At 63.8% G+C, this 23,455-nt stretch carries 20 protein-coding genes; 10 read left to right on the forward strand and 10 right to left on the reverse strand.

Annotated features, from left to right (window positions below):
* Positions 1-15: 15 nt before the first annotated feature.
* The 6 genes from FQ664_RS21425 to FQ664_RS21450 all read right to left on the reverse strand — a co-directional run bounded on the left by FQ664_RS21425 (position 16) and on the right by FQ664_RS21450 (position 7,137).
* Positions 16-792: a hypothetical protein gene (locus FQ664_RS21425; RefSeq protein ID WP_144174722.1), complete on the reverse strand. Its 777-nt coding sequence runs from the start codon at positions 790-792 to the stop codon at positions 16-18.
* Positions 793-928: 136 nt separating this feature from the next.
* On the reverse strand, positions 929-2,257 hold the full coding sequence (locus tag FQ664_RS21430) for a DUF1302 family protein (RefSeq protein ID WP_144174724.1): 1,329 nt from the start codon (positions 2,255-2,257) through the stop codon (positions 929-931).
* Positions 2,258-3,097 (reverse strand): outer membrane lipoprotein-sorting protein, encoded by an 840-nt coding sequence (locus FQ664_RS21435; RefSeq protein WP_144174725.1) that lies wholly within the window; start codon positions 3,095-3,097, stop codon positions 2,258-2,260.
* Positions 3,094-4,359 (reverse strand): beta-eliminating lyase-related protein, encoded by a 1,266-nt coding sequence (locus FQ664_RS21440; protein ID WP_144174726.1) that lies wholly within the window; start codon positions 4,357-4,359, stop codon positions 3,094-3,096. Before FQ664_RS21440 ends, FQ664_RS21435 begins: the two co-directional genes overlap by 4 nt.
* Complete coding sequence (locus FQ664_RS21445; protein ID WP_144174727.1) at positions 4,356-5,162, reverse strand: ThiF family adenylyltransferase; 807 nt, start codon at positions 5,160-5,162, stop codon at positions 4,356-4,358. The genes FQ664_RS21440 and FQ664_RS21445 overlap by 4 nt, the downstream gene beginning before the upstream one ends.
* A 793-nt stretch (positions 5,163-5,955) precedes the next feature.
* Positions 5,956-7,137 carry a trans-sulfuration enzyme family protein gene (locus tag FQ664_RS21450; RefSeq protein WP_144174807.1) on the reverse strand — a complete coding sequence of 394 codons (1,182 nt, stop codon included), beginning with the start codon at positions 7,135-7,137 and terminating at the stop codon, positions 5,956-5,958.
* A 92-nt stretch (positions 7,138-7,229) separates the two neighbouring features.
* Between FQ664_RS21450 and FQ664_RS21455 the strand changes: the two genes are divergently transcribed.
* The gene (locus FQ664_RS21455) at positions 7,230-7,691 is read left to right on the forward strand and encodes an Lrp/AsnC family transcriptional regulator (protein ID WP_144174728.1); all 462 of its coding nucleotides are present in this window, start codon (positions 7,230-7,232) and stop codon (positions 7,689-7,691) included.
* A 116-nt stretch (positions 7,692-7,807) separates the two neighbouring features.
* Here the strand turns inward: FQ664_RS21455 and FQ664_RS21460 are convergent, their stop codons facing one another.
* Positions 7,808-10,138 (reverse strand): FdhF/YdeP family oxidoreductase, encoded by a 2,331-nt coding sequence (locus tag FQ664_RS21460; RefSeq protein WP_144174729.1) that lies wholly within the window; start codon positions 10,136-10,138, stop codon positions 7,808-7,810.
* A gap of 337 nt (positions 10,139-10,475) precedes the next feature.
* On the opposite strand from FQ664_RS21460, the gene moaA reads away from it, so the two are divergent.
* Positions 10,476-11,480 (forward strand): GTP 3',8-cyclase MoaA, encoded by a 1,005-nt coding sequence (moaA, locus tag FQ664_RS21465; protein WP_144174730.1) that lies wholly within the window; start codon positions 10,476-10,478, stop codon positions 11,478-11,480.
* A gap of 20 nt (positions 11,481-11,500) precedes the next feature.
* Entirely contained in the window at positions 11,501-12,400 is a 900-nt protein-coding gene (locus tag FQ664_RS21470) for a bestrophin family protein (RefSeq protein ID WP_144174732.1), read from the forward strand.
* Between the two features lie 118 nt (positions 12,401-12,518).
* Here the strand turns inward: FQ664_RS21470 and moaB are convergent, their stop codons facing one another.
* Positions 12,519-13,058: a molybdenum cofactor biosynthesis protein B gene (gene moaB / locus FQ664_RS21475; RefSeq protein WP_144174734.1), complete on the reverse strand. Its 540-nt coding sequence runs from the start codon at positions 13,056-13,058 to the stop codon at positions 12,519-12,521.
* 140 nt (positions 13,059-13,198) lie between these two features.
* Between moaB and FQ664_RS21480 the strand changes: the two genes are divergently transcribed.
* Positions 13,199-14,086, forward strand: coding sequence for a LysR family transcriptional regulator (locus FQ664_RS21480; protein ID WP_144174736.1), 888 nt, complete (start codon positions 13,199-13,201; stop codon positions 14,084-14,086).
* Here the strand turns inward: FQ664_RS21480 and FQ664_RS21485 are convergent.
* Entirely contained in the window at positions 14,074-14,856 is a 783-nt protein-coding gene (locus FQ664_RS21485; protein WP_144174737.1) for an AraC family transcriptional regulator, read from the reverse strand. The two genes, FQ664_RS21480 and FQ664_RS21485, sit on opposite strands and share 13 nt — an antisense overlap.
* A gap of 377 nt (positions 14,857-15,233) precedes the next feature.
* Here FQ664_RS21485 and FQ664_RS21490 point away from each other — a divergent pair, with 377 nt between their 5' ends.
* From FQ664_RS21490 to FQ664_RS21510, 5 genes are all read left to right on the forward strand, one after another.
* Positions 15,234-16,850, forward strand: coding sequence for an APC family permease (locus FQ664_RS21490; RefSeq protein WP_144174738.1), 1,617 nt, complete (start codon positions 15,234-15,236; stop codon positions 16,848-16,850).
* Positions 16,851-16,873: 23 nt separating this feature from the next.
* Positions 16,874-17,800 carry a 4-hydroxyproline epimerase gene (locus tag FQ664_RS21495; protein WP_144174739.1) on the forward strand — a complete coding sequence of 309 codons (927 nt, stop codon included), beginning with the start codon at positions 16,874-16,876 and terminating at the stop codon, positions 17,798-17,800.
* A 47-nt stretch (positions 17,801-17,847) separates the two neighbouring features.
* Positions 17,848-18,795, forward strand: coding sequence for a dihydrodipicolinate synthase family protein (locus tag FQ664_RS21500; RefSeq protein ID WP_144174740.1), 948 nt, complete (start codon positions 17,848-17,850; stop codon positions 18,793-18,795).
* A 157-nt stretch (positions 18,796-18,952) separates the two neighbouring features.
* On the forward strand, positions 18,953-20,530 hold the full coding sequence (locus FQ664_RS21505) for an aldehyde dehydrogenase (NADP(+)) (RefSeq protein ID WP_144174741.1): 1,578 nt from the start codon (positions 18,953-18,955) through the stop codon (positions 20,528-20,530).
* Positions 20,531-20,532: 2 nt separating this feature from the next.
* Positions 20,533-21,780, forward strand: coding sequence for an NAD(P)/FAD-dependent oxidoreductase (locus tag FQ664_RS21510; RefSeq protein WP_144174742.1), 1,248 nt, complete (start codon positions 20,533-20,535; stop codon positions 21,778-21,780).
* Positions 21,781-21,903: 123 nt separating this feature from the next.
* Here the strand turns inward: FQ664_RS21510 and xenA are convergent, their stop codons facing one another.
* The gene (gene xenA / locus FQ664_RS21515; RefSeq protein WP_144174744.1) at positions 21,904-22,995 is read right to left on the reverse strand and encodes a xenobiotic reductase XenA; all 1,092 of its coding nucleotides are present in this window, start codon (positions 22,993-22,995) and stop codon (positions 21,904-21,906) included.
* A 50-nt stretch (positions 22,996-23,045) separates the two neighbouring features.
* Between xenA and FQ664_RS21520 the strand changes: the two genes are divergently transcribed.
* Positions 23,046-23,381, forward strand: coding sequence for an ArsR/SmtB family transcription factor (locus tag FQ664_RS21520; RefSeq protein ID WP_144174745.1), 336 nt, complete (start codon positions 23,046-23,048; stop codon positions 23,379-23,381).
* The last annotated feature ends 74 nt before the right edge of the window (positions 23,382-23,455 follow it).

Genomic DNA, 23,455 nt, shown 5'->3' on the forward strand with positions numbered 1-23,455 from the left:
ACAGTCCGTGTCAGGTCACGCGCCGACAGTTGCCCGGTCGTGCTGCAGGCGCCCGTACGCCTGCCTGGCCAGCTGCAAGGCCTCACCCAGGAAATCGCCATAGGCAGTCAACGCCCGCTCGCCAATGGCAACGAGATGGTCGGTGAATTCAGGCTTGGCCTTGATCAAGTCCGCAACAACGCGGAAGTTGATATCGGTATGGCCAAAATCGAACCTTACATGTTCGGCGAGGAAGGAAATGCTTTGCTGTCCACGCTCACACAACGCCGCGCTGCAGGCTTTCATCAGGGGGGGGCCATATTGGGTGGTGATCAATTCAATCTCGACATCGATTGCAAGTTCCGCCCATGGCGCATCGCCGGCCACCACATCCTTGTGCAACTGATGATAACGACGCACCGACGGCGTCAAGTTGGAAACCAGCAAATCATCCGCATTGAAGGGCATGCCCGGGTTATTCAAGTTCCACAGGTCCACCAGTTTCCTGACATCCGCAGCCGCCCACTCGTGATGGCCATCTTCTTCTTCGGTATGTTCCTTGAAGAACTCGGCCAGGTCATGCAGGCCCAATGCCTCGCAGCGCATGCCGGCGGTGGCCAGATACTCGGGGATAGGCGTTGTCAGCGCAGCGCTCATGGCGCTCCAGTAGATCATGAAGAGGTTCAGCAACCGAGGTTCCATCGGGGCATTGAACAGGGCCTGCACGTCGTCACGGGCGGCAAACCTTTCGCGGGCCACGGCCATGCGCGCCTGGTACTCGTTGATCACTTCCGGGTTGAGTTCAACATTCATTTTTTACGCTCCTTTGTAGGATCAATTAAAACCTTCTTTGTCCAGATTCCGGGTGCACGCGTGCGCAAGAACAAACTTGTCGGTTCTTCTTCAGCGTTCACCTTTACCGCCAATCGATGTGCAGCAACATGCTCAGTCAGAAGTAGTAATGAACCCCCGCATACAGTTGGTCGTTATCTCGAAACTCGCCGAATATGCCTTCGTCATGCCCGGCAAAGTGCATGCCACCGGCCCGCAGTTCCCAGTCGTCGGTGACGCGCCAACGCAGTTGCAAGCGCATGAACCGGTCCGTCATGTTCATGAACTCGCGCCCTTGGAACTCCAGCCATACATCCTCCCCTTTCAATGGGACATTGACCCGCCAGGTGACACTGGGCCGGTATTTGTCTGGTTGCATCTGGCCGTTGTGGTTGCGGATGTAATCCAGGGTGTACTGCAGGTTGATGTAGGTACGCGAAGCGAAGGTGTAGTCCATACCCGCCACCCCCCTGATCGTGTCCCGGCGTTCCACCAAGCCGGGTACGCTGAGGTCATAGGAGACGTATCCGGCGTCGGTCACGTATGCCAGTTCACCGCGCAGGCCGATCCCGTCCCGCCCCGATTCGAACGCGACCGAGCTGGTGTGCTGGCGGGCGTGGTATGGCTGCACCGTGCCGATCGCCTTGCCACGCTGGTCGAACCCCTGGATATCGGCACGAAACGCCGCCAGTTGCTCGAACTGATACGCGTAGTTGAACGACAAGTCGTAATCGTCACCGCGCAACACTCTGCGCAGCGCAAGCACGCTTTCACCCAGACCGCCTGATTCGATGGCGGTGGAACGCTCGCGCAGGCCCAGGCCGCGGACATAGTTGTTCTCCACGAACAAGCTCCACTCTTCCCCTGGCTGCGCCAGCAGGTCCTGGCGAAACTGCGGCTGCCAGACCATCTCTACGAAACCTCCATCGTCGAGGAAGTACCGGCCACTCACCGCCGTCACCGGCCACTTGCGTTCAAAACGGGTATGCACCAGAAAACTGCGAAAATCCTGCGGGGTGAAGCTGTCGATCACACTGACTTCATCGGCCACGCCCCACTGGATCACCTGGCGGCCAATGCGCCAGCTGGTGCTCTCGCCATCCCATTCCACGAATGCCTCCCAGAGCCGGGCCTGGCTTTCATTCTCGTCGGCAGTCCTGCGCATGTCCTTGTGCTCCAGTTCCATATCCGCCGACAGCACCGTGCGCAGGCCCTCGCCCTGATGGTCCAGCTCCACCCGGGCACGCCCGCGATGGCCGCTGTCCAGGTTGGACTTCAACGCGCTGGAGCCCACTTCACCACCGCTGCCAAGCCCGGCGGCCGAACGCAAGTCGAGAAAGCCGGTGACCGTGCTTTGCCCTTCCGGGCCTGCCCATGCCTGGCTGCTCGAAAGCGGCATATTGGCAACCAGCAGGGCAGCAGCCAGCCTGTGGAAGTAGCAGCCCATTCACTCCACCATCCCGTTGGTTGCCTCATCGACCACCCGCTGGATGTCTGCCGGGTGGGCAAAGTGCTCGATGCCTTTCTCCATCTGCCGCACCGATACCAGTGCAGCGGGCAGCCCGACATTCACCTGGACCCAACGTCGCTCCAGTTCTGTCTGGTGGCCATTGCGAAAATCCTTCACCTGGACCAGGCGCTCGTAAAGCGCATCGCCGTAGGCACGTACATCGCTGCGCCGGACTTGCTTGATCAGGGCACCCGCGGTGTCGAAGAAGTCGATCCGGCTGGGGAAGTAGCTGCCATCCGCGCGAATGTAATAGCGGCGCTTGGCATAGGCGGAGTTCGACGAAGGCTTGGCCACGCAGTCGATGACATGCACGGCAAAGCCATCCTCGCTGGCCTGCTCCACGTAACGGTATGTCCAGTCTTCGAGGTTGAGCTTCTGCAGGTCCTCATAGATCAGGTCCGAACCCACCCATGTCTGGTGCTTCGAAGAAACCCGCCTTACCCGGCTGGCGGCCGGCAGGTAGAGATATTGCAAATCCTCGGCATCACGCACTTCCTCGTTGAAAGTGGCAATGTTGCGGATGCTGCGCGGGTAGAAGAACTTCTGCAGGTCGAGATCGCCCTGCTGGCCCGCCAGGTGGTACCAGAGCAAGCCCCGCTGGCGGCGGACGCCTGCCTGGTCGGTCAGGGTCACCATCAGCATCGACACCGAGTCCTTGCCAATTGAACGGCCTTCGGAGCGTTCGATGACGGCCCTGGGCTCCTCGGCCTGCACCGTGGCGCCAGCCAGCGCCAGCGTTGGGCAACACAGCCAGGCAAGCAGGAAAATCCGCTTCATGCGTGCATGCCTCCTGCCTGTCGATAGGTCGCCATCAAGCCACCGGCCATGCCTTTGGGGCGGTACACCTCCTCCAGACCGACAAACTGGTCGGTTTCTGCCAGGGCCGCGCGGATAGCTGCAGCCGCCGCCTCCAGTGCGCGCTGGCTTTTGCCGGGCACCGCAATCGCGAAGCGCACCTGGGCATCACCATGTTCGGTCGACGCACCAGGGTTGAGCGCACCGCGTACGCCGTGCCTGACGTACAGGTGATTGAGGAAGGCGCGCGCTGGGCGCAGGTGCGCCGGCATGCCGGCGAACACCGCGCTGCCATGCAGGAACAGCCCATGCGCACCGGCACTCAGCCCGCGACCCGCACCGACAAGGCCGTGCAAACGGCGCACCTGGTCGATGCGCGCGCGTACGCGCTCCACCAGACCGGACGGCTCGTGCATGGCGGCCAGCAGCCGGCGTTTGCCCATCAGATCCAGACCGCTGCCGAAGATCAGCGCCTGGTCAAGACAACGCTCGAACAACGCGCGGTCACGCAGCGCCAGGAACCCGCCAATGGTCGTCGGCATTTCCTTGGTCGCACTCATCAACACGCCGTCGGCCAAGTCGCACATGGCCTTGACGATGTGCAACTCGTCACTGCCCTGCCAGCCGCTGGCGTGTTCGCGGACAAGGCAGGCATTGCTGATGATTCGAGTCGCATCGAGTACCAGCGCAATGCCATGATGTGCAGCCACTGCCTTGATTGCCTGCAGGTTCTCGACCGACATCGGAGCACCGCCGACGGCGTTGGTGCAAGGCTCCAGCAGGATGAACGGCACCCGCTGACGCCCCACGCGGCGGATGGCGCGCTCAAGCGCGGCACTGTCGAGGTCGGCAGCGAAAGCCCCGTTGCCGTCACTCGCGGTCACGCTGCACAGCGAAGCGCCCTTGAGCCGAACGTGGGCTTCGAGCGTCGGAAAGGGGGCACTGCCCAGGACGCAGTCCCCCGGTGAAACCATGGCATTGACCAGTAATGCTTCGGCCAGTCGCCCCTGAGCCACGGCAATGACTTGCGGCAGGTTGAAAAGCCCTTCAAAGGCATTGGACAGCTGCTCGTCCAGCTCACGGCCAGCGTCCTGCTGGGCGGGGAAGCTCGGATAGGCCCGGTGCATCAGGCTATCCGTCTGGTAGTCATCCAGCACCAGGCGTGACGGTACAAGGTCGAGGTTGAAACCATGACGGGCAAGGATCTGCGCACGGCCTTCGGCGCTTTCTGCCTGCACCGTCATGCCAACGCCCCCTCAGTTACGTCGATTACCTTGTGATTCATGCGGTTGAGATCGAAGAACATCACCTTCGGCAGCACGATCGGCTCGCGGAACCCCGGTACAAGGTCATGCAGCAGGTAGTTGACGCACTCGGTTGCCAGCAACGAAGTCGCGATCAATACGCCAACAGCCACTGTCGGCACTTTGCCGACCTCCAGGCTGCGCACGATGGCCTGCATATGCTGCGGCACGAAGATCTCGTCGAAAACCCGCGGTAGCGAGCCCTGCTCCTTGGCCCCCTTGAGCGTCTCGGTCCAGTAGTCCATGGCCAATCCATCGGGCGAGGAGCATAGTGCAAAGCAGCCAAAGCCCATGATCGGCCCCGCAACGCTGAATACACCGTTTCGCCGTGCCTTGGCATGGATGGATTCGCGTAGCGCATGGGTGACATTGGCATCCAGGCAGTCAACCAGGATATCTGCACCGCTCAGGAACTCGTCCTGGTTATCGGCCGTGATACCTTCCACGAAAATCTCCACCTTCGCCTGCGGGTTCAGGTCGAGGATGAGCTCGCGATAGACCAGCGCCTTGTTGCGCCCCAGGGTAGCGCCGGTCGCCGCCCACTGGCGGTTCATGTCAGGCGGATCGAAAACCCCCGGATCCGCCAGCTTGAATGTCTGTACCCCCATGCGACACAGCGTGAGCGCCATGGCCCCACCCACTCCCCCGCAGCCGGCTATGACCACGCAGCTGGAAGCCAGCCTGTCGATGCCTGCCTCGGTCAACAGCGCAAGCGAGCGGTTCAGCATATTGTCGTTGCTCATCTTGAGACTCCTTGTTTCCACCTATGTAAATCTTCGCCTCGAGACTGCCGAAGGCGTGCCCGGCATCCCGCAGACGTCCGATCCCGCCTTGCCATCCTGCGCAAGGGTGAGTGACGCAACTTGTTTCGCTCCGGCCAATTACCCGGAGCCTTGTCTGCCACATAATTAAACTAACGAGTCAATTAAGCACCCGAATTCCAGACACAACTCACCCGCCATACAAGTTCAGCCCGTAGCGCAGCTGCCGAACCCGTATTAATAAAACGATCAGTTCATTATTCGCATTATTAAACTTGAACGTTCAGAACCGAGCACCTGCTCATATATTCTTAAACTGGCAAGTTTAACTAGCGCGTAAAAAAGCACTCGCAGACCCGCTGCAAACAGCCCACACAGCTGGCGTCATAGCCAAAAAAAACACAGAAAAAGCGCTTAAATATCAACGGCTTAGCCAACAAGAAGCTGAACCTGACAAATACAGCGGCCCAACCGCTTCCGGACAGGCATATGTTCTCCCGGGCGCGGCCAAGTCCACTGCCTGGCGCGACCGAGAGAAATAGAGTCATTAACTTATAACGAACGCGATACTAAACGGAGAACCCACACTATTCAAGCCACTATTTTTGTTGCATTGAATCTCCACGCTATTGCACACGCACAGAGACACGCACCGACATCCCTGCCAATGGCGAATTAAAACTGAAATATACGTTTGTTGTGGCGAGCAATTATCCAGGCACCAGCAGCCCCAACACGGGTCGCGTTGGGGCTGGACTTGCCGGAGTCTTTGGCCTTACACCGCAGCCAGGGCCGCGAGCGCGGTATTCAGGTCTTCGATCAGGTCGCGGTAATCCTCGATGCCTACCGACAGCCGCAGCAGGTTCTCGCTGATTCCCATCACCCCCTTCTGCTCCGGGCTCAGCGAGCAGTGCGACATGCTCCAGGAGTGGTTGATCATGCTCTCCACCCCGCCCAGCGAGTCGGCCAGCACGAAGATCTGCAGCGCCTCCACCAGGCGGTTGAGGGCGGCACGGTCACCTTTGACCTTCATCGCCACCACCGCCCCGCCACTGCGCATCTGCCGTTTGCACAGCTCATGCTGCGGGTGGCTTTCCAGCCCCGGATAAAACACCTGCTCGATCTGCGCGTGGCTTTCGAGGAAGCGCGCCACTTGCAGGGCATTGGCACACTGGCGCTCCATGCGCACGTCCAGGGTCTTCAGACCGCGCAGAGCCAGGTAGCAGTCGAACGGTCCCTGCACCCCACCAATCGCCATGCTGATACGACGCAGACGCGCCAGCAGTGCCTCATTGGCAGCCACCACCACACCGCCGGTCAGGTCGGAGTGGCCGCCGATGTACTTGCTCGCCGAGTGCATCACCAGGTCCACCCCCAGGGTGATCGGGCGCTGGTTCCACGGCGAGCAGAACGTATTGTCGATGCAGGTGAGAATGCCCCGTGCCTTGGCCAGGTCGCACACCGCCTTGATGTCGACCAGGTGCAGCAGGGGGTTGGTCGGCGATTCGATCCAGATCAGCTGGGTTTGCGGCTTGATGGCGGCGGCCACGGCCTCGAGGTCGTTGAGATCGACGTAGGTGGTGGTCAGGCCAGAGCTGCGGCTACGGTAGTCTTCCAGAATGCGGAAGGTACCACCGTACACACCGTTCATCACCACCACATGGGCATCCTTGGGTAGCAGCTCCAGCACGGTGGCGGTGGCGTTCACGCCCGAGGCACAGGCGACCGCGCCAACCCCTTCTTCCAGGACGGCGACACAGGTTTCGTAGGCATGCCGGGTGGGGTTGCCGACGCGGCTGTAGGAGTATTCCGGCTTGTCGTCCAGGCTGCGCTTGGTGAACGAGCTGGCGGTGACGATCGCCGGGAAAATAGCGTTATCGGCGACGCTGAACTGCTCACCGGCATGGATGGTACGGGTGGCGAAATTGCGCGGTTTGTCGGACATGGTCAGGCCCATTGGCAGAGTGAAAGCAGCCACTATCGCACAACCCAAATCTTCCAGCCTTGGGGTAATCTGTGAAATATTTTTCTCCACGGCCCACGCGCGATATGGACAGCTTCGACCAGCACATTCTCACCCTGCTTCAGCGCGACGCCTCGATCTCGCTAAAGGACCTGGCCGAGGCCGTCAACCTGTCTACCACGCCGTGCTGGAAGCGGGTCAAGCGCCTGGAGGAAGATGGCTACATTGTCGGCCGTGTCGCCCTGCTCGACCCGGCACGGCTGGGGTTGGGGCTGACAGTGTTCGTCCAGCTCAAGACCCAGCGCCACGACAGCGCCTGGCTGGAGCAGTTTGCCGCGACCGTGACCGGGTTCGAGGAAGTGATGGAGTTCTACCGCATGTCGGGGGACTGGGACTACATGCTGCGGGTGGTGGTGGCGGATATTGCGGCGTATGACCGGTTTTACAAAAAGCTGATTACCAGTACTGACGGGCTGTCGAACATCACGTCCAGTTTTGCCATGGAGCAGATGAAATACACCACGGCCTACCCGGTGCATCGCTCCTGATCGGTGCTGGCTTCTTCGCGGGTAAACCCCCCCACTGAATGGACCGCTGCCCTCAAGGCCTGTGAGGTCCCTGTGGGAGCGGGTTCACCCGCGAAGAGGCTTGCGCAGGCAACCTGTCAATCCGCGGCCAACACCGCCGCAATCCGGTTCCCCGCCTTGGCCTTCTCGACCTTGATCGCCACGAACTTCGAGGTCGGCGTATAGGTCCCCTCACCATAGCTTTCCAGCGGCACCAGCGGGTTGGTCTCCGGGTAGTACGCCGCCGCCTGCCCCTCGGGCACGTCATATGCCACCAGGCGGAAGCCAGACACCCGCCGCTCCACGCCATCTTCCCACAGCGACACCAGGTCCACATGCTCGCCCGGCTCGAAGCCCATCCGGCGGATGTCGACTTCGTTGACAAACACTACTTCACGCAGGCCGAACACCCCGCGATAGCGGTCGTCCAGGCCATACAGGGTGGTGTTGTACTGGTCGTGCGAACGCAGGGTCTGCAGGATCAGGTCGGGCTTGTCCCCACGCGCCAGTACCTTGGCATTCACCAGTTGCTCCGGCAACAGGTGCGGGCTGAAGCGCGCCTTGCCAGTGGCCGTGCGCCAGGTTCGGTCGGCGGCGTTGTTGCCCAGGTGGAAGCCGCCCGGGTGCTGCAGGCGCTCGTTGAAATCGCTAAAGCCGGGGATCACGTCGGCAATCATGCTGCGGATGCGGCCGTAGTCGGCAACAGCGTATTCCCAGTCGATCGGCTGCTTGCCCAGGGTCGCCTGGGCCATGCCGGCGATGATCCACGGTTCCGAGCGCAGGTGCGGCGAGCGCGGGCGCAGCTGGCCGTGGGAAATGTGCACCATGCTGAAGGTGTCCTCCACGGTCACGCCTTGCGGCCCGCTGGCCTGCATGTCGATTTCGGTACGGCCCAGGCACGGCAGGATCAACGCGTCGCGGCCGGTGACCAGGTGCGAGCGGTTGAGCTTGGTGGAAATCTGCACGGTCAGCGCGCAATTGCGCATGGCCGCATGGGTGCGCGGCGTATCCGGCGTGGCCTGGGCAAAGTTGCCGCCCAGGCCGATGAACACCTTGGCCCGCCCCTCCTCCATGGCCTTGATCGCCAGCACCGCGTTGTGCCCATGGGCGCGCGGCACGCGGAACTTGAAGCGTTTTTCAATGGCATCGAGCAGTGCCGCCCCGGGCTTCTCGTCAATGCCCATGGTGCGGTCGCCCTGCACGTTGCTGTGGCCACGCACCGGTGACAGGCCGGCGCCGGGCTTGCCGACGTTACCGCGCAGCAGCTGCAGGTTGACGATCTCCTGAACGGTCGGCACCGAGTGGCGATGCTGGGTGACGCCCATGGCCCAGCACATGATTACCCGTTCGGCCTTGCGGTACATGCGCGCGGCCAGTTCGATCTCGGCCTGGGTCAGGCCCGATTGCTCGACGATGTGCCCCCAAGGCGTGGCATCCACGGATTCCAGGTAAGCGTCGATGCCACTGGTATGCTCGGCGATGAAGGCATGGTCGAACACTGCCGGCTCGCCGTTGGCTTGAGCCTCGCGTTCCCACTGCAGCAGGTACTTGGCGATGCCGCGCATCACTGCCATGTCGCCGCCCAGGGCCGGGCGGAAGTAGGCAGTGTTGGTGGGCTCGGAGCCATTGCTGAGCATCTCGAACGGGTGCTGCGGGTGCTGGAAGCGCTCCAGGCCGCGTTCTTTGAGCGGGTTGAAGCAGACCACCTGGGCACCACGCTTCACCGCTTCACGCAGCGGTTCGAGCATGCGCGGGTGGTTGGTACCGGGGTTCTGGCCGATGACGAAGATGGCGTCGGCCAGCTCCAGGTCGTGGAACACCACGGTGCCCTTGCCTACGCCGAGGGTTTCCGACATGCCCACGCCGCTGGCCTCATGGCACATGTTCGAGCAGTCAGGGAAGTTGTTGGTGCCGTAGGCGCGGACGAACAGCTGATAGAGGAACGCCGCTTCGTTGCTGGCCCGGCCCGAGGTGTAGAACTCGGCCTCATCGGGCGAAGCGAGTGCGCGCAAGTGCTGGGCAATCAGCGCAAAGGCTTCTTCCCAGCTGGTTTCGACATAGTGGTCGGTGGCCGCGTCGTAGCGCATCGGGTGGGTCAGACGGCCCTGGTACTCCAGCCAGTAGTCGGTCTGCTCGGCCAGCGCACTGACGCTGTACCTGGCGAAGAACGCCGGGTCCACCGAGCGGCCGGTGGCCTCCCAGTTGACCGCTTTGGCGCCGTTTTCGCAGAACTTGACCATGTCGTTTTCCGGCGACTCGCCCCAGGCGCAGCCGGGGCAGTCGAAGCCGCCATTCTGGTTGGTCTTGAGCATGGCCCGCAGGTTCTTGAAGGCATTGTCACTGCCCAGCCAGCTCTTGGTCACGCTCTTGAGCGCACCCCAGCCGGCGGCGGCGCCTTTGTAGTCCCTGATGTGTTGGTCCTGGCTCATGCGATGAATCCTCACGCTTCGATGCTTTTTTTCAGCCTATGGAGCGTGAGGTAGAGCCGTCCAATCGAAAGATCTTACAGCGTGATAGGCGGTTTCGATCATGGGCTGAGACCGCGTCACGGCCTTCGCGGGTGAACCCGCTCCCACAGGTTTTGAGCCCTGCGCTACACCAGTGGGAGCGGGTTTACCCGCGAATTGGGCGACACGCTCAACACTTCGAAACACGCGGCCTGCTGCCGTGATAGAGGCCATCGATCAAACGGTCGGACAAAGCAATTTGACGGCCCTGCGCCCAGGTTATAGCTTGGACTGAGTCCCAAACCATTCGAGCGCGAACGTGGAACAGAACAGCCGGGCCCTGATCGACGGCTTCAACCGGAAAATCGACTACCTGCGGATGTCGGTCACCGACCGCTGCGACTTCCGTTGCGTGTACTGCATGGCCGAAGACATGCAGTTCCTGCCGCGCCAGCAAATCCTCAGCCTCGAAGAACTGTTCGCGGTTGCCGAGCGCTTCGTCGCCCTCGGCACCCGCAAGATCCGCCTGACCGGCGGCGAGCCGCTGGTGCGCCAGGGCATCGTCGACCTGTGCGGGCGCATCGCTGGCCTGCCCGGCCTGCGCGAGTTGTGCCTGACCAGCAACGGCTCGCAACTCGGGCGCCTGGCCCAGCCGCTGTTCGACGCTGGTGTCACGCGCCTGAACATCAGCCTCGACAGCCTGGACGCCGAGCGCTTCAGGCAACTGACCCGCACCGGCGACCTGCGCCAGGTGATCGCCGGCATCGACGCTGCCCGCCAGGCCGGCTTCAAGCGCACCAAGCTCAACTGCGTGGTCCTCAAGGGCCGCAACGACCATGAGCTGGTCGACCTGGTGCGCTTTGCCATCGACCGCGAGCTGGACATCACCTTCATCGAAGAAATGCCCTTGGGCGTGATCAGCGAACATGAACGCGGCGAGTCGTTCTGCTCCAGCGACGAAGTACGCGCGCTGCTGGCCGAGCAGTTCACCCTGGTCGAGTCGACCGAGTCGTCCCAGGGCCCGGCCCGCTACTGGCGCCTGGCCGAAGCCACCAACACTCGGGTTGGTTTCATTTCGCCACACAGCCACAACTTCTGCGCCACCTGCAACCGCGTGCGCCTCACCGTCGAAGGCCGCCTGCTGCTATGCCTGGGCAATGAACACTCGGTGGACCTCAAGCAGGTGCTGCGCGCCCACCCCGGCAACCCCGAACGCCTGGAAAAGGCCATTCGGGACTCGTTGCACCTCAAGCCCTACCGCCATCACTTCGAAGTCGGTGGCGACGTGCAGATCCTGCGTTTCATGAACATGACCGGCGGCTAGCCAGCCGTCTCTGGATTTCCATGATCGTCCACCCCACCCCCGATGTGCTGCGTGTGCTGTTCACCCTCAAGGGTTCGATCGTAAAGCGCATTGCCCTGCGCTGCCTGGCGATCACCCTGCTGGCCGCGTTGATCGTGTTGGTCGAGCGGCATTTCCCGGCGTTTTTCTACCCGGTCAGCGCCACGCCGTTCACCTTGCTGGGCCTGTCGCTGTCGATTTTCATGAGCTTTCGCAACAACGCCTGCTATGACCGTTGGTGGGAAGCGCGCAAGGCCTGGGGCAAGCTGATCATCGAAACCCGCTCGTTCGTGCGCGAAAGCCTGGTGATTGCCGACCCAGGCCTGCGTGCCGAACTGTTACGCAACCTGTGCGGCTTTGCCCATGCGCTGAATGCGCATCTGCGCAACGAAGACGAACAGGCCGCCGCCCGGCCCTGGCTGGCCAGGCCCGAGGCGATCAGCCCGCACAATGTGTGCGACGCCATCCTGCGCGAAATCGGCGGGCACTGCTCGCGGCTGGCTGAACAGCAGCAGATCAGTGATTGGCGTTACAGCCTGCTGGAGCAACGGCTGGCAGGCCTGACCGAAGTGCAGGCCACCTGCGAGCGGATCAAGGGCACACCGTTGCCGTTCCCCTATACGCTGTTGCTGCACCGTACCATCTACATCTTCTGCCTGCTGCTGCCGTTTGCCCTGGCCGAACCGCTGGGCTGGCTGGCGCCGCTGTTCACCACCATCGTGGGGTACACGTTCTTCGGGCTGGATGCGATTGGCAACGAACTGGAAGACCCGTTCGGGCGCGATGAGAACGACCTGCCGACCGATGCCATGGTACGGACCGTGGAGCGCGATGTGCTGGCGGGGTTGGGAGAAAAGCAGTTGCCGCCGGCATTGTTGCCGGTCGGGTATGTGTTGAACTGAACCTTGGTTACTGCCTGTGCCGGCCTCTTCGCGGGTAAACCCGCTCCCACAGCCTTAAAACCTGTGCGGTCCCTGTGGGAGCGGGTTTACCCGCGAAAGGGCCAGGGCAGGTGAAAACTCAGCCCCGGCTTGCGCAGGCCTCGATCGGTTTCAGGTGCTTGACGAAGTTGCACGGCCGGTGCCGCGCATCCAGTTGCTCCGCCAGGATGCCCTCCCACGCCGTACGGCAAGCCCCGGTTGAGCCCGGCAGGCAGCACACCAACGTGCGGTTGGACAGCCCGGCCAGCGCCCGGCTCTGCACGGTCGAGGTACCGATATCGAGAATCGACAAGGCCCGGAACAGTTCGCCAAAGCCATCGATGCGCTTGTCCAGCAGGCACTCGACCGCTTCCGGCGTGCTGTCGCGGCCGGTAAAGCCGGTGCCGCCAGTGATCAGCACCACCTGCACCTGCTCGTCGGCAATCCAGGTAGCGACCTGGGCGCGGATCTTGTACAGGTCGTCCTTGAGCAACGCCCGCGCCACCAGGCGGTGGCCGATCTCCACCGCGCGGCTGGCCAGCAGCTCACCGGAGGTGTCGTTGTCGTAGGTACGGGTGTCGCTGACAGTCAGCACAGCGATATTGAGCGGTACGAAGACCGCGTCGAGCTGGACGCGCACGGTGGGGCTCCTCGAGTGGCAGTGCCGCCACGCTAGAGGCAAGGCCCGGGGGCGTCCAATCGATATGGCATACCGAGTGATCAATGACATCTATCGCAGACGTGGGTTAAGGTCTGCATAACCCGATACCAGGCACTTCCATGGACATCAAGCAGCTCAAATTCCTCATCGCCCTCGACCAGACCCGCCACTTCGGCCAGGCGGCGGCGCTGTGCCATATCACCCAGCCGACGCTGTCCATGCGCCTGCGCAACCTGGAGGACGAACTGGACCTGGTTCTGGTCAAGCGCGGCCAGCGCTTCGAAGGTTTCACCGAGGCCGGCGAGCGCATCCTGGCCTGGGCCCGCACCCTGCTCGCCGCCCACGACGGCCTGCAGGCCGAGGCCGCCAGTTGCCGTGGCCAGGTAGTCGGCAGCCTGCGCCTGGGCACGGTACCGCTGGCCAGTTTCAACCCCATGCACCTGTTGCTGCCGCTGCGTGAAAAGTACCCCGAACTGCACTTCCAGCTCAGCTCGCTCAGCTCGGAGCAGATCATCGACGGGCTCAGCCGCAACCAGCTCGACCTGGGCATCTGCTACCTGGACCAGGTGAACACCAGCTTCTTCGAAGTGATCGAGCTGGGCACCACCACCATGGGCCTGCTGCACGATACCCGGCACTTCCAGTTCACCAGCGACATCCTGCGCTGGGACGAGCTGGGCGACATCCCGCTGGGCCTGCTGAGCAAGGGCATGCACTACCGCCAGTCGCTGGACCTGAGTTTCCGCAGCCGTGGCCTGGAGCCGAATGCAGTGCTGGAAAGCGACTCGAGCTTCCAGCTGATCCAGGCCATCAACACCGGCATGTGCTGCGCGGTCATGCCGCTGGATTGCGGCCTGGAAGACCTGAGCGAGCACCTGCGCATCCTGCCGGTGGCCGACGCCGCCATCCTCAGCCCGGTCGGCCTGCTGCTGCGCCGCAGCGAGCCGCGTTCGGCCATTGCCGAGCAGTGCTTCAATGAGGCGCGGGCGCTGTTTCAGGCCAGCTGATCGCTGGTCGCCTGACGGTACTGGCGCGGGGTGAAGCCGGTCAGTTGCTTGAACTGGCGGCTGAAGGCGCTGTGGTCGGTATAGCCGCAGCACATCGCCACTTCAGTGATCGGCAGTTCCGAGTGCAGCAGGCGGTGAGCGTGCTCCAGGCGCGCCTTGTGGATCATCTGCCGTGGCGTGAGGTGGAACACCCGCTTGCAATAGCGCTCCAGCTGGGCCACGGAAATGCCGGCGATACGGGTCAGCTCGCCCATGCTTATAGGCTGGTGGAAATGCCGGCGAATGTACTCGTCCACCGCCGCCAGGCGCTGGTACGCGGGGTGGCTGTCGGCGGCTGATTGCAAATCGACCGAGATGCCGACCAGGCCGATGATCTCGCCAGCCTGGTTGTACAGCGGGCGTTTGTGGGTCAGGCACCAACCAGGCTCGCGGCTGCCGTACAGGTGCAGCTCCAGCTGGTCTTCCAGCACCAGGCCGTCCTTGAGAACGCGACGGTCCTGCTCGGTGTAACCGGGGCCCAGCTGTGCCGGGAACACTTCGGCGCTGGTCTTGCCTAGTAGCGGTTGCAGGCGCTTGAGACCACAGCGCTGGACCAGGGTGTTGTTGGCCAGCACGTAGCGGGCGCCCGGGTCCTTGATGAAGATCGCGGCGTTGGGGATGGCGTCGAGAATCGGCAGCAGCAGGGATACACCGGCGAGCAGGGCCTCGAGGGTGGCGGGGCGATGCTGGTCGAGGGACTGGAACAGGGTTGCCAGGGGGTTGTCGGTCATCTGTCGGTTCTCTGTTGGCTTTGCCGGCCTCTTCGCGGGTAAACCCGCTCCCACGGAGAGCCCACAGATTTCCAACCTTGTGCCGTACCTGTGGGAGCGGGTTTACCCGCGAAGAGGCCGGCACAGCGAGTGGATCTCTAGAGCCCTTATGCGGTATGGCTTACAGCCTATCCACCGCCCCCACCAAACCGCCAGTTTTTTCTGCAACTGTGCCGATTTCGTCATCCCTCCTGCAGAAAACCATCAAGAACCGCCGCCCCGATCGGTCCACTCTATGCCCCACGCAAGCCGCCCAAGTCCTACAAGAGCGCGGCCCCAAAAGCCGCATCTGGTGACATCAGACCTGCCTATCCAATAACCAACAAAAAGGCGAACCCATGTCAGGCAAATTCAAAAAACAGTTGTCATTGCTGGACCTCACCTTCATCGGCCTAGGCGCCATCTTCGGCTCCGGCTGGCTGTTCGCCGCCAGCCACGTCTCGGCCATCGCCGGCCCGGCCGGCATCCTCTCCTGGTTCCTCGGCGGCTTCGCCGTGCTGTTGCTGGGCATCGTCTATTGCGAACTGGGCGCTGCCCTGCCGCGTGCCGGGGGCGTGGTGCGCTACCCGGTTTACTCCCACGGCCCGCTGCTCGGCTACCTGATGGGCTTCATCACCCTGATCGCCTTTTCCAGCCTGATCGCCATCGAAGTGGTCGCCTCGCGCCAGTACGCCGCGGCCTGGTTCCCCGGGCTGACCAAGGCCGGCTCCAGCGACCCGACCGTGCTCGGCTGGCTGGTGCAGTTCGCCCTGCTGGGGCTGTTCTTCTTCCTCAACTACCGCAGCGTGAAAACCTTCGCCAAGGCCAACAACCTGGTCAGCGTGTTCAAGTTCATCGTGCCGCTGCTGGTGATCGGCGTACTGTTCACCTTCTTCAAACCAGAAAACTTCGAGGTCCAGGGCTTTGCCCCGTTCGGCCTATCCGGCGTTGAAATGGCGGTATCGGCCGGCGGCATCATCTTCGCCTACCTGGGCCTGACGCCGATCATTTCGGTGGCCAGCGAGGTGAAGAACCCGCAACGCACCATCCCGATCGCGCTGATCCTCTCGGTACTGCTGTCCACCGCAATCTACGCCCTGCTGCAACTGGCCTTCCTCGGCAGTGTGCCGACCGAAATGCTGAGCAACGGCTGGGCCGCAGTGACCAAGGAACTGGCCCTACCCTACCGTGACATCGCCCTGGCCCTGGGTGTGGGCTGGCTGGCCTACCTGGTGGTGGCCGACGCAGTGATCTCGCCCAGTGGCTGCGGCAACATCTACATGAACGCCACCCCGCGCGTGGTCTATGGCTGGGCGCAGACCGGCACCTTCTTCAAGTACTTCACCCGCATCGACGCCGAATCCGGCATCCCGCGCCCGGCGCTGTGGCTGACCTTTGCCCTGTCGGTGTTCTGGACCCTGCCGTTCCCGTCGTGGGAAGCACTGATCAACGTGGTTTCCGCCGCCCTGGTACTGAGCTACGCCGTGGCCCCGGTCACCGTCGCCGCCCTGCGCCGCAACGCCCCCGACATGCCGCGCCCGTTCCGGGTCAAGGGCATGGGCGTGCTCGGCCCGCTGTCGTTCATCATCGCCGCGCTGATCGTGTACTGGTCGGGCTGGAAGACCGTGTCGTGGCTGCTGGCCCTGCAGATCGTGATGTTCGTGCTGTACCTGCTGTGCGGCCGCTTCGTGCCGACCCAGCACCTGTCGCTGGCCCAGCAAGTGCGCTCGTCGGCGTGGCTGATCGGCTTCTACGCGGTGACCATCCTGCTGTCGTGGCTGGGCAGCTTCGGTGGCCTGGGCGTGCTCGGCCACCCGTTCGACACCGCGGTCGTGGCCGCTTGTGCGCTGGGCATCTACTACTGGGGCGCGACCACCGGCGTGCCTGCCCACCTGGTGCGCCTGGAGGGTGAGGATGAAAGCGAAGCCTCCGCCGAAAGCCACCCAGGCCAGCGTCCTGTCACCGTTGCCTCCTGACCCACTCTCCAATGGATATGCCCATGAAACACGTTCATGTCATCGACTCGCACACCGGCGGCGAACCCACCCGCCTGGTGATCAAAGGGTTCCCGCAACTGCACGGCCGTAGCATGGCCGAGCAACGTGACGAGCTGCGCGAACTGCACGACCAGTGGCGCCGCGCCTGCCTGCTGGAGCCTCGCGGCAACGATGTGCTGGTCGGTGCGCTGTACTGCCCACCGGTATCGGCCGACGCCACTTGCGGGGTGATCTTCTTCAACAACGCTGGCTACCTGAACATGTGCGGCCACGGCACCATCGGCCTGGTCGCCTCGCTGCAGCACCTGGGCCTGATCGCACCGGGCGTGCACAAGATCGACACCCCGGTCGGCCAGGTCAGTGCCACCCTGCATGAAGACGGCGCCGTCACCGTCGGCAACGTGCCGTCCTACCGCTACCGCGAGCAGGTGCTGGTGGACGTGCCCGGCCATGGCCCGGTGCGCGGCGACATCGCCTGGGGTGGCAACTGGTTTTTCCTCGTCTGCGAACACAGCCAGCGCATCGAACTGGACAACCGTGAGGCGTTGACCGAGTACACCTGGGCGATGCTCAAGGCCCTCCAAACCCAGGGCATCACCGGTGAAAACGGCGCCCCCATCGACCACGTCGAACTGTTCGCCGACGACGCCAACGCCGACAGCCGCAATTTCGTGATGTGTCCCGGCAAGGCCTACGACCGCTCGCCTTGCGGCACCGGCACCAGCGCCAAGCTGGCCTGCCTGGCGGCCGACGGCAAGCTCGACGAAGGCCAGACCTGGGTACAAGCCAGCATCACCGGCAGCCAGTTCCAGGGCCGCTATGAGCGCGACGGCGAACGCATTCGCCCGTTCATCACCGGCCGCGCCTGCATGACCGCCGACAGCACCCTGCTGATCGACGAACAGGACCCGTTCGCCTGGGGCATCTAACCCCGGCTTTTTTTCCAGAAAATCGAATATCGCGAGGAGTGACAACAATGACCAATAACATCTTCACCGGCACCATGCCCGCCCTGATGACCCCCTGCACCGCCGAGCGCAAGCCGGACTTCGACGCCCTGGTGCGCAAGGGCCGCGAGCTGATCGAGGCCGGCATGAGCGCCGTGGTGTACTGTGGCTCGATGGGCGACTGGCCGCTGCTGACCGAAGCCGAGCGCCAGGAAGGCGTGGCCCGCCTGGTGGCCGCCGGCATCCCGACCATCGTCGGTACCGGCGCGGTAAACACCCGTGAAGCGGTATCGCACGCCGCCCACGCGGCCAAGGTCGGCGCCGCCGGCCTGATGGTCATCCCCCGCGTACTCAGCCGCGGTGCCTCGCTGATTGCCCAGAAGCACCATTTCTCGGCCATCCTCGCCGCCGCGCCAAAGCTGCCGGCGGTGATCTACAACAGCCCGTACTACGGCTTTGCCACCCGCGCCGACCTGTTCTTCGAACTGCGCCGCGAGTTCCCCAACCTGATCGGCTTCAAGGAGTTCGGCGGTGGCGCCGACCTGCGCTACGCCGCCGAGCACATCACCTCCAAGGATGACGACGTGACCCTGATGGTCGGCGTCGACACCCAGGTGGTGCATGGCTTCGTCAACTGCAACGCCACCGGCGCCATCACCGGCATCGGCAACGCCCTGCCACGTGAGGTGCTGCACCTGGTGAGCCTGAGCAAGCAGGCGGCCAAGGGTGACGCCAAGGCCCGCCGCCTGGCACGGGAACTGGAAGCGGCGCTGGCGGTGCTGTCGTCGTTCGATGAAGGCTGCGACCTGGTGCTGTACTACAAGCACCTGATGGTGCTGAACGGCGACAGCGAATACAGCCTGCACTTCAACGAAACCGACGTGCTGACCGACGCCCAGCGCAACTATGCCGAGCAGCAGTACGCGCTGTTCCGCAGCTGGTACGCCAGCTGGTCGGTCGAGCAGAACATCGCCTGATCGCCTGATTCCAGGCCGAGCCGCAGCCCCTGTGGGAGCGGGTTCACCCGCGAACACCGGCGAAGCCGGTGCCAGGCACCGAGTTGCCTGCTTCGCGGGTAAACCCGCTCCCACAAGGGCTGCGGTCTCCCTTGATATTAATTCCAAAGGAGGCTCCATGACCCTCACAGGCAACCTGCTGATCGGCCATACGCCGGTACCCGGCAGCCGCGAAGCCATCCGTGCCATCGACCCGGCCACCGGCCAGACGCTGGAGCCGGCCTACCTCGGTGGCACCGGCGAGCACGTAAGCCAGGCCTGCGCCTTGGCCTGGGCGGCATTCGATAGCTACCGCGAAACCTCGCTCGCACAACGGGCACAATTTCTCGAAACCATCGCCACGCAGATCGAAGCGCTGGGCGATGCCCTGATCGAGCGCGCCGTGGCCGAAAGCGGCCTGCCCAGGGCGCGCATCCAGGGCGAACGTGGCCGCACCTGCACCCAACTGCGCACCTTCGCCCGCGTGGTGCGGGCCGGCGAATGGCTGGACGTGCGGGTCGACAACGCCCTGCCCGAGCGCCAGCCGCTGCCGCGTGCCGACCTGCGCCAGCGCCAGGTGGCCCTGGGGCCGGTGGCCGTATTCGGCGCCAGCAATTTCCCCTTGGCCTTCTCGGTGGCCGGTGGCGACACCGCCTCGGCGCTGGCCGCCGGTTGCCCGGTGGTGGTCAAGGCCCACAGCGCCCACCCGGGCACCAGCGAGCTGGTAGGCCAGGCGGTGGCCAAGGCCGTGAAGCAATGCGGCTTGCCGGCCGGCGTGTTTTCGCTGTTGTACGGCTCCGGTCGTGAAGTGGGCATTGCGCTGGTCAGCGACCCGCGCATCAAGGCCGTTGGCTTTACCGGCTCGCGCAGCGGTGGCATTGCGCTGTGCCAGGCGGCCCAGGCCCGCCCGGAGCCGATCCCGGTGTACGCCGAAATGAGCTCGATCAACCCGGTGTTCCTGTTCGACACCGCCCTGCAAACCCGCGCCGAGGCACTGGCGCAAGGCTTCGTCACCTCGCTGACCCAGGGCGCCGGCCAGTTCTGCACCAACCCCGGCCTGGTGATTGCCCGCCAGGGGCCGGCGTTGCAGCGTTTCATCAACGCCGCCAGCGAACACCTGCGCCAGGCTGCTGCACAGACCATGCTCACCCCGGGCATTTTCAGTGCCTACCAGGCCGGTGTCGGCGCCCTGGCCGCAAACGCCAATGCTCAAAACGCCGCCAGTGGCCAGCCCGGGCAAGGCCCCAACCAGTGCCAGGCACAGCTGTTCGTGACCCAGGCCGAAGCATTCCTCGCCGACCCGACGTTGCAAGCCGAAGTCTTCGGCGCGGCGTCGCTGGTGGTGGCCTGCGCCAACGATGAGCAGATCCGCCAGGTGGCCGAGCACCTGGAAGGCCAACTGACCGCCACCCTGCACCTGGACGATGCCGACATCGACAGCGCCCGCAGCCTGCTGCCGACGCTTGAGCGCAAGGCCGGGCGCCTCCTGGTAAATGGCTGGCCGACCGGCGTCGAGGTGTGCGATGCGATGGTCCACGGCGGGCCATTCCCGGCCACCGCCGATGCCCGCAGCACCTCGGTGGGCACAGCGGCGATCCTGCGCTTCCTGCGCCCGGTGTGCTATCAGGACTTCCCCGATGCCCTGCTGCCGCAGGCGCTGAAGCACAGTAACCCGCTGCAACTGCGGCGCCTGCTCGACGGTAAACGGGAAGGCTGAGCATGGTCCAGAACCGTGAAACCGATATCGCCGTGGTCGGCGCCGGCATTGTCGGTGTCGCCTGCGCCCTGCAACTGGCCCGCCAGGGCCGCCGGGTAACCCTGGTCGACCGCCAGGCACCCGGCCAGGGCGCGTCGTACGGCAACGCCGGGCACCTGGCCACCGAGCAGGTATTCCCGATTGCCGACCTGTCGATCCTCAAACGCCTGCCGCGTATGCTGCTGGACCCGATGGGCCCGCTGCGCCTGGACTGGAAGTACCTGCCCAAGGCCATGCCCTGGTTCACCCGCCTGCTGCTCAACCTGCGCCCGGGCCCGTTTCAGCGCAGCGTGGCCGGTATCCGCGCGCTGAACGAAGGCAGCCTCGGCGCCTGGCAGCGGCTGCTGGGCTCGATCGGGCGCAGCGAGCTGTTTCAGGACGATGGCTCGTTGCTGGTGTTCGAACGACCGGAGTCGCGCCAGGCCCTGGAGGCCTTGCGCGCACGTCTGCAACAGCAGGCGGTGCCGGTGGACTTGTGGTCGGCCGACAGCGTGCGCGCGGCGGCGCCGCAACTGAGCCCGTCATTGCTGGGCGGGCTGTTTTTCCCGCGCACCGGGCACTTCATCGACCCCTACCGGGTGGTGTGCGAACTGTTCGAAGCGGCCAAGGCCAGTGGCGTACGTTTTGTCCAGGCGCAGGTCGATGGCGGGCGGCTGCACAGCGGCGGGGTCAGCCTGGCCAGCGACCAGGGCACGCTCGATGCCCGCCAGGTGCTGATCAGTTGTGGCGCGCACTCTGCGCGGTTGACCGGCGCGCTGACCGGCAAGCAGGTGCCACTGGACACCGAACGCGGCTACCACCTGATGTTGCCTGGCGAGCATCAGCGTTTGCCGTTTGCAGTCACATCACTGGAGCGCAAGTTCATCATGACGCCCATGGCCGAGGGCTTGCGCCTGGCCGGCACGGTGGAATTCGCCGGGCTGGACGCGCCGCCGAGCATGCAGCGGGCGTGGCAGCTGCACCGCTTGAGCAAGGGCTTGTTCCAGCGGGACTTGAGTGTGGAGGGCGCGACGCCGTGGATGGGCTTGCGGCCTTCGTTGCCGGACTCGTTGCCGGTGATTGACCGGGTGTGTGATGGGCGGGTGCTGTTGGCGTTCGGGCATCAGCACCTGGGGTTGACCCAGGCGGCGGTGACGGCGGAATGGGTGGGGCGGTTGGCTGACAGGGACAGTGGCGCTGATATGGCGGCTTACCGGTTGGACCGGTTCTAGCCTGTGCTGGCCTCTTCGCGGGTAAACCCGCTCCCACAGGTATTGCACAGGGCCTGAACCCTGCGGTGATCCTGTGGGAGCGGGTTTACCCGCGAATGGGCTGCAAAGCAGCCCCTCCATGCCTCAGCGATAACGCTCGAGCCAGTGCGCATACGGCGCCGGCAGGGTCCAGGAGGCTTTCTCAACCCCCAACTCCTTGGCCGCGAAGTAAGCCCAGTGCGGGTCGGCCAAATGTGCACGCCCTACCGACACCAGATCCAGCTGGTTGGCCTGCAGCGCCGCTTCCGCCAGTTGCGGCGTACCAAAACCCCACGCCGAGGTCACCGGCAGCTTCGCCTCACGGCGCACGCGCTCGGCAATCGGCCCCATGAACGCCGGGCCCCACGGGATGTTGGTGTCGGGAATGGTGAAGCCGACACTCACGCTCAGCAGGTCAAGGCCACCGGCCTTGAAGCGACGCGCCAGTTCGATCGACTCTTCCAGGGTCTGCTCATCGCGGCCATCGTATTCCAGCACCCCAAAACGCGCGGTCAGCGGCAGGTTCTCCGGCCATACCTCGCGCACCGCTGCCAGGGTTTCCAGCAAGAAGCGGCTACGGTTGTCGAAGCTGCCACCGTAGGCGTCGGTACGCTTGTTGGAGTGTTCGGAGAAGAAGCTCTGGCCCAGGTAGCCATGGGCAAAGTGCAGTTCGATCCACTCGAAGCCGGCATCACGCGCACGGCGGGCGGCATCGACGAAGTCCTGCTTGACCCGGGCGATGTCGCCCAGGGTCATCTCACGCGGCACTTGTGGCAGGTGCGCGCCGAAGGCGATGGCGGACGGGGCGATGGTTTCCCAGCCGCGGGGGTCATCGGCGGCAATGTGGTCGTCACCTTCCCACGGGCGGTTGGCACTGGCCTTGCGCCCGGCATGGGCAATCTGGATACCCGGCACGGAACCGGCGGCCTTGATTGCCTGCACCACTGGCACGAAAGCCTGGGCGTGGGCATCGCTCCAGATACCGGCGCAACCGGGGGTAATGCGCCCTTCCGGTGCCACTGCCGTGGCCTCGACCACCAGCAGGCCGGCACCGCCACGGGCCAGGCCGGCCAGGTGCACGTGGTGCCAGTCGTTGATCATGCCGTCCTCGGCCATGTACTGGCACATCGGCGGGATGGCAATGCGGTTGCGCAGGGTAACGTCCTTGAGGGTGTACGGTTCGAACAAGGCGGACATGGGCAAGCTCCCGAGCTATCTGATTACGATAGTTCGATCATAATCGAACTATGGCAATTAATGATAGCCCCGTTATCATGACGACCATGCGAGCCTATCAACATCCCAATTCTGAAGACCTGACCCTGGAACGCCTGCTCTATGCCCTGAGCGACCCGGTGCGCCTGGATATCGTGCGCCACCTGGCGGGCGTGGCCGAAGCCAGCTGCGGCGAGCTGGACGGCGGCCGGCCGAAGTCGAGCATGTCCCACCATTTTCGCGTACTGCGTGATGCGGGGTTGGTGCATACCCGCAATGTGGGGACTACGCATATGAATTCGTTGCGTAGCGAGATGCTGGGCGAGCGGTTTCCCGGGTTGCTGGACTGCATTTTGCGGCAGCAGTGATTTTCCTTTGCCGGCCTCTTCGCGGGTAAACCCGCTCCCACAGGATAATCACTGCCTTCAAGACCTGTGCGATC

It is taken from the genome of Pseudomonas persica, from assembly GCF_900291015.1.
GTDB lineage: Bacteria > Pseudomonadota > Gammaproteobacteria > Pseudomonadales > Pseudomonadaceae > Aquipseudomonas.